This window comes from Bacillus sp. RC51, assembly GCF_044908115.1.
Taxonomy (GTDB): Bacteria; Bacillota; Bacilli; order Bacillales; family Bacillaceae_G; genus Bacillus_A; species Bacillus_A mycoides.
Map to the genome: position 1 here is coordinate 285,325 of NZ_JBIYCW010000006.1, position 6,401 is coordinate 291,725.

Consider the following 6,401-nt stretch of genomic DNA (forward strand, 5'->3'; position numbering starts at 1 on the left):
AAAAACTCTGTGCTTTACATTAATAAACGAGAAATCCAGCGCGGTCTAGTGCCTCGCAAGCGGCATCTAATTTCTCTTTAGAATCTGCTTCAATTGTATGTAAGTGAATACCATCTGTTAGTTGCGAAAGATAGGAAGCGTTTGTGTTTTCGATTTTTTGTAAATATTGCTCTACATCAAAGCGATTACTTACCATAATTGATGCTGTTAAATCGCCGTATACAGGATGCTCAACTTTTACGTCTTTAATCGTAATGCCGTGGTCAACTAACATAGTAAGTTCTTGACGTACTTCTGCCGGTTTATGTTGGCATACGATTACGCGTTCAAAAGCTTGTTGTCTTGTTTGTGGTTTTAAATATAAATACCCTTGTGCAGTCGCAATAATTGGTTCATTTCGTGCTTTTAGTAAGGAAATGTCTTGAACGATAACTTGCCTACTTACGTTTGTCTTTTTAGATAGCTCATTCCCCGATAACGGTTCATTTGCAGCAAGAAGCCACTCAAGGATGAGTTGTCGTCTTTCTTCGCCTAAAATCTTTTTTTGATCATTTTGTTTCATTATGATTTAACACCTCTATAAAATTGATTTCCAATTGTGTGTAGTGCATGAATAGTTGTATCAATTTGTTCTTTCGTTGTGTGATGTCCGAAAGAAAAGCGGACATATTGTTTTGCCTCTTCATACGTTTTTCCAATTGCAAGCATTGTTTTTGAAGGGTCTTGTTTACCGACTTGGCAAGCACTTCCAGTTGAAATGGCTATACCATGACGGTTACATTCTAACATTGTATACTGACCTTCTATTCCTTTTATTGTAACCCCAATAATATGTGGTAAACAAGAAGTAGAATGTCCTTTCACTTCAATTTCTAGAGGAAGTGTTTGTAATTGCTCTAAAAAATAAGATCGTAATTGTTTAAAACGGAAGCTCTCTTCCTTTTGATTCTTTAATATATGCTCTGCGGCTGTTAAAAAAGCAGCAATTCCAGGAACGTTCACTGTACCAGGGCGAAAGCCTTTTTCATGAGAAGTTCCCGGAAATACTTGTTCCCAGCGAACTTGCGGATTTATATAGCAAGCTCCAACTCCTTTTGGTCCGTATATTTTATGAGCTGAAACAGAGAGACTATCAATCTCCATCGCTTTAACGTCTATTGGAAGTTTACCAAACGTTTGAACACAATCCGAATGAAATAAAACATTATATTTTTTTAAAAGTGCTCCGATCTCTGCAATGTTTTGAACGGTCCCGATTTCAGAGTTTCCGTGCTGTATACTTGCTAGAGCAGTATCTTCTGTAATAGCTGCTTCTAAATCTACTAAATGAATTATCCCACTTTTATCCACAGGAATCTCAGTAATAGTATAACCTTGCGATTGTAAGGATTGGAAATAACTTCGAATCGATGCGTGTTCCATAGGTGTCGTAATAATGTGCTTTCCATTTCTAGCATTTAGAAGGGATTGAATCGCAAGGTAGTTAGATTCTGAACCGCCGCTTGTAAAGAATACACCTTGTTCCTTACCCCCAATCATTTCTGCAAATGTTTCTCTACAAACTTGTAATAAAGATGATGCACTTCCGCCGATATCGTGTAAACTTTGTTCATTTCCGAAATATGTTTTTGCCGCTGCTATATATGTTTCTAAGGCTTCTTCGCTCATAGGTGTTGTCGCTGCATAATCTAGATATATCATCATGTAATTTCCTCTCTTCAGTAAGAGTGACATTTGTTTTCGTTTTTAGAATGGTAGTGAAAATAAGAATTGTAAAAAAACTCTTGTCATTATTTTAAAACTATGTAAATATAGGTGTCAAGACAGTTGAAAAGTGTAAAGTAGGAGGCAACAATTATGCCAAGTGCAGATGTCTTGATTATCGGAAGCGGCGTTGCAGCGCTTCGTGTTGCGAAAGAGCTTTGTCACGAAAAGAATGTGATAATTATCACAAAAAAAACAGGACGTAATAACAATACACATTTAGCTCAAGGAGGAATTGCAGCAGCTGTTGCTACATATGACGATCCGAGTGGGCATTTTGAAGATACATTAGTGGCAGGTTGCCATTATAACAACGAAGAAGCAGTTCGTTATTTAGTTGAAGAGGGACCGAAAGAAATAAGTAAGCTTATTACGAATGGAATGAAATTTGATGGGGATGAAAAAGGGATCCACCTTGGTAAAGAAGGGGCGCATCGAAAACGGCGCATTTTACATGCCGGAGGAGATGCAACTGGTAAAAATCTATTAGAGCATTTAATACAAGAAGTAGTTCCGAACGTTACTGTCGTTGAGCATGAAATGGTACTCGATTTTATTATAGAAAATAATAAATGCATAGGAGCTTTAACGCGAAATAGTGAAGGGAAGCTGAAGCGTTACTATGCTGATAATACGGTGTTAGCATCAGGAGGAATAGGTGGTTTGTACGCCTTTACATCGAATGATGAGACAATTACAGGCGATGGACTTGCGATGATATATCGAGCTGGGGGAGAACTTGTTGATTTAGAATTTGTACAATTTCATCCGACGATGTTATACGTGGACGGGCGATGTTGTGGTCTCGTTTCTGAAGCAGTCCGTGGTGAAGGAGCTGTCCTTATAAATGGAAAAGGACAGCGTTTTATGATGGATATACATCCTGGGAAAGATCTCGCACCGCGTGATGTAGTGGCAAGGGCTATTCATGAACAACTTCTTGCAGGTGAAAAAGTGTACTTAAACATCGAAACCATTCAAAACTTTGAACAACGTTTTCCGACCGTCTCATCATTATGTAAAAAGAATGGTATTGATTTAAAAGAAAATTCTATTCCGGTCGTACCGGGCGCTCATTTTCATATGGGCGGCGTGAAGACGAATTGTGACGGAGAGACGTCCATTTCAAACTTATATGCGGTCGGTGAAGTGGCTTGTAATGGGGTTCATGGTGCGAATAGATTGGCGAGTAATTCATTATTAGAAGGTCTTGTGTTTGGAAGACGAATAGGAAAACACATTTTAGCTAAGCCAGCAGAGGAAAGAAAAAATGTGCCGGAAGAGAGAGGGAAAAGTTTTATAGCTCTTAATGATTTACCGTTGAAAGAAGAAATACAAGAATACATGATGAAATATGTTGGGATTGTGCGAACTGAGAAAAATTTATCATATGCTCAGAGATGGTTTAGTAGGTACGGTGTGCGAAATATGATTTTACAATATGATGCACTTACAAATGAAGAGATAACGCTTATTAATATGTTAACAGTTTGTGAGCTTATAACAGTATCAGCTTTGCAAAGAGAAGACAGTGTTGGTGGTCATTATCGCATTGATTATCCAGAAAGAAATAGCGTGAAAAAAGAGATTATCCGAGTGAGAAGAAAACTACAACTTGTTTAATAAGGGGAAGAGGGATTTTATGAATACGTTAAAAGTTAAGGAAGCATTAAATCGATTTTTTCTAGAAGATATAGGAGAAAGAGATGTAACATCTCAGCTTATCTTTCCCGATAATGCACTTGCGAAAGGAACGTTTCTTGTAAAGGATACAGGGGTATTTGCAGGGTGCTTAGTAATTGAAGAAGGATTTAAATTAATTGATCAGAGAATTGAAGTTGAACTTCATAAAAAAGATGGGGATCTTGTAGAAAAAGGCGAAATAATTGCAACCGTGCAAGGCCCAATCGCATCATTATTAACGGCAGAGCGCGTTATATTAAACGTTATTCAGCGTATGAGCGGGATAGCGACGATGACACGTAAGGCGGTTTTTGCTTTAGATAGCAGTCATACACGCATTTGTGATACGAGAAAAACGATGCCAGGACTACGTATGTTTGATAAATATGCTGTAGTATGCGGGGGCGGATTTAACCACAGATTCGGTTTATATGATGGTGTCATGATTAAAGACAATCATATTGCTTTTGCTGGCTCGATTACAAAAGCTGTTACATCGGTGAAAGAAAGATTGGGACATATGGTGAAAGTAGAAGTCGAAACAGAGACAGAGGCGCAAGTGAGAGAAGCAGTAGAGGCCGGCGCAGATGTTATTATGTTCGATAATCGTACGCCAGAAGAGATTCGTGAGTTTTCAAAAATTGTACCAAGTGCCATCGTTACGGAGGCTTCAGGTGGTATTACAATTGAAGATTTATCAAAATACGGAAAAACAGGGGTAGATTATATTTCACTTGGAGCGTTAACACATTCAGTGAAAGCACTTGATATTAGTTTTAATATTGAGGCCTAATGAGAGTGGTTTAGAGGGGGAGAATCATAAATGGGTATTTTAGAGAAAGTTCAGCCAATCGAAGTAATGTTACCAGAGCGTTATCAAATGATGTCTACATTAGAGATGGAAGAGCGTGTTCGCGAAATTAAAGAAAAAATGGGTGAATTGCTATTTATTCCAGGACATCATTATCAAAAAGATGAAGTGGTGCAATTTTCAGATGCAGCAGGGGACTCACTGCAACTCGCGCAAGTTGCAGCGAATAATAAAGAGGCAAAATATATTGTGTTTTGTGGTGTGCACTTTATGGCAGAAACGGCAGATATGTTAACGACAGATGATCAAATTGTCATCTTACCAGATATGCGTGCCGGCTGTTCTATGGCAGATATGGCAGATATTGAACAAACAGAAAGAGCGTGGAAAGAGCTCGCGAAATTATTTGGGGATACGATGATTCCATTAACGTATGTAAATTCAACAGCTGCAATCAAAGCGTTTTGTGGTCGTAATGGAGGGGCAACAGTAACCTCTTCTAATGCAAAACAAATGGTGTCTTGGGCGTTTACACAAAAAGAGCGTCTCGTCTTTTTACCAGACCAACATTTAGGAAGAAATACAGCGTATGATTTAGGTATTCCGTTAGAAAAAATGGCAGTGTGGAACCCGCATACAGATTCATTAGAGTACGATGGAGATATAGAAGAAATTCAAGTGATTTTATGGAAAGGCCATTGTTCTGTTCATCAAAACTTCACTGTGAAAAATATTGAAAATGTGCGAAAAAATCATCCGGATATGAATATTATTGTTCACCCTGAATGTTGTTATGAAGTGGTTGCTGCTTCTGATTATGCAGGATCAACGAAATATATTATTGATATGATTGAAGCAGCTCCGGCGGGAAGTAAGTGGGCGATTGGTACAGAGATGAATTTAGTGAACCGAATTATTCAGCAACATCCAGATAAAGAAATTATTTCGCTAAATCCGTTTATGTGTCCTTGCTTAACGATGAACCGAATTGACTTACCTCACCTGTTATGGGCACTTGAGAACATAGAAAGAGGAGAACAAATTAACGTTATTCGTGTAGAGAAACAAGTAACAGAAGAGGCAGTTCTTGCATTAAATCGTATGTTAGAGCGCGTTTAAAGCAGCGGGATTTCCGTTGCTTTTTTTCGTACATATAATCATAACAAGGATGAAATAGGCATACATTGTGTTGAGGAAATCATTGCGGTTTTTCTATGCTTATTCCACTTCGAATCATATTGAAAATAGAAGAAGTGATAAAAGTAAAAGAAGTTAATGTTGTTTAGAAAGTGTTACTTCAAAGTGTTTTTACTTATAGATAAGTTATACAGGAGGGGGAAAATTTGAAAATTCATATCGTGCAAAAAGGGGAGACCCTTTGGAAAATTGCAAAAAAGTACGGAGTGGATTTTGAAACGCTAAAAAAAACAAATACACAGCTTAGCAATCCAGACCTAATTATGCCAGGGATGAAAATTAAAGTGCCATCTCATAGCGTTCATGTGAAACAACAAACTGGATCGGGTTCAGCGCCCCCGAAACAATATGTAAAAGAGGTGCAGCAAAAAGAGTTTGCATCAACACCAACGCCACTTGGAATAGAAGATGAAGATGAGATCACGTATCAATCAACACCTATTACACAACAACCAGCTATGCAACAAACGCAAAAAGAAATGCAGATAAAACCGCAAAAGGAAATACAGGTGAAGCCGCAAAAGGAAGTGCAAGTGAAGCCACAAAAAGAAGTGCAAAAAGAAATTCCGATTCAAAAAGAGAAGCCAGTTGAAAAGCCGCCTGTCATTCAAAAACCACCTGTTGTAGAGAAAGTAGAAAAACTAAAACCTACTACGAAAGAAAACACTAAATTTTCTATCAATGTGTTACCACAGCCACCGCAACCACCAATTAAAGCGAAAAAAGAATATAAAATTTCAGATGTAATAAAAAAGGGAAGCGAGTTAATTGCTCCTCAAATTAATAAAATGAAACCTAACAATGTCATTTCTCCGCAAACGAAAAAAGACAATATAGGAAACATAGTGTCACCGCAAGTGAAGAAAGAGAATGTAGGGAATATAGTGTCGCCGCAAGTGAAAAAAGAAAATGTAGGGAATATAGTGTCGCCGCAAGTGAAGAAAGA

At 37.9% G+C, this 6,401-nt stretch carries 5 protein-coding genes and 1 pseudogene; 4 read left to right on the top strand and 2 right to left on the bottom strand.

Translation table 11 applies throughout. From position 1 onward, the window contains the following. Positions 1-19: 19 nt before the first annotated feature. Both ABH959_RS15380 and ABH959_RS15385 read right to left on the bottom strand, forming a co-directional pair. Positions 20-562, bottom strand: coding sequence for a transcription repressor NadR (locus tag ABH959_RS15380; RefSeq protein WP_113935644.1), 543 nt, complete (start codon positions 560-562; stop codon positions 20-22). Further along, a complete protein-coding gene (locus ABH959_RS15385; protein ID WP_002034158.1) occupies positions 562-1,704 on the bottom strand; it encodes an IscS subfamily cysteine desulfurase in 1,143 nt (380 codons plus the stop codon). The genes ABH959_RS15380 and ABH959_RS15385 overlap by 1 nt, the downstream gene beginning before the upstream one ends. A 153-nt stretch (positions 1,705-1,857) precedes the next feature. Here ABH959_RS15385 and nadB point away from each other — a divergent pair, with 153 nt between their 5' ends. From nadB to exsA, 4 genes and pseudogenes are all read left to right on the top strand, one after another. Further along, on the top strand, positions 1,858-3,387 hold the full coding sequence (nadB, locus tag ABH959_RS15390) for an L-aspartate oxidase (protein ID WP_404443384.1): 1,530 nt from the start codon (positions 1,858-1,860) through the stop codon (positions 3,385-3,387). 19 nt (positions 3,388-3,406) lie between these two features. Further along, complete coding sequence (nadC, locus tag ABH959_RS15395; RefSeq protein WP_002184918.1) at positions 3,407-4,240, top strand: carboxylating nicotinate-nucleotide diphosphorylase; 834 nt, start codon at positions 3,407-3,409, stop codon at positions 4,238-4,240. Positions 4,241-4,270: 30 nt separating this feature from the next. Continuing rightward, positions 4,271-5,377: a quinolinate synthase NadA gene (gene nadA, locus ABH959_RS15400; protein WP_328054161.1), complete on the top strand. Its 1,107-nt coding sequence runs from the start codon at positions 4,271-4,273 to the stop codon at positions 5,375-5,377. Positions 5,378-5,601: 224 nt separating this feature from the next. Further along, a pseudogene (gene exsA, locus ABH959_RS15405) lies at positions 5,602-6,401 on the top strand (spore coat assembly protein ExsA); the annotation flags it as partial.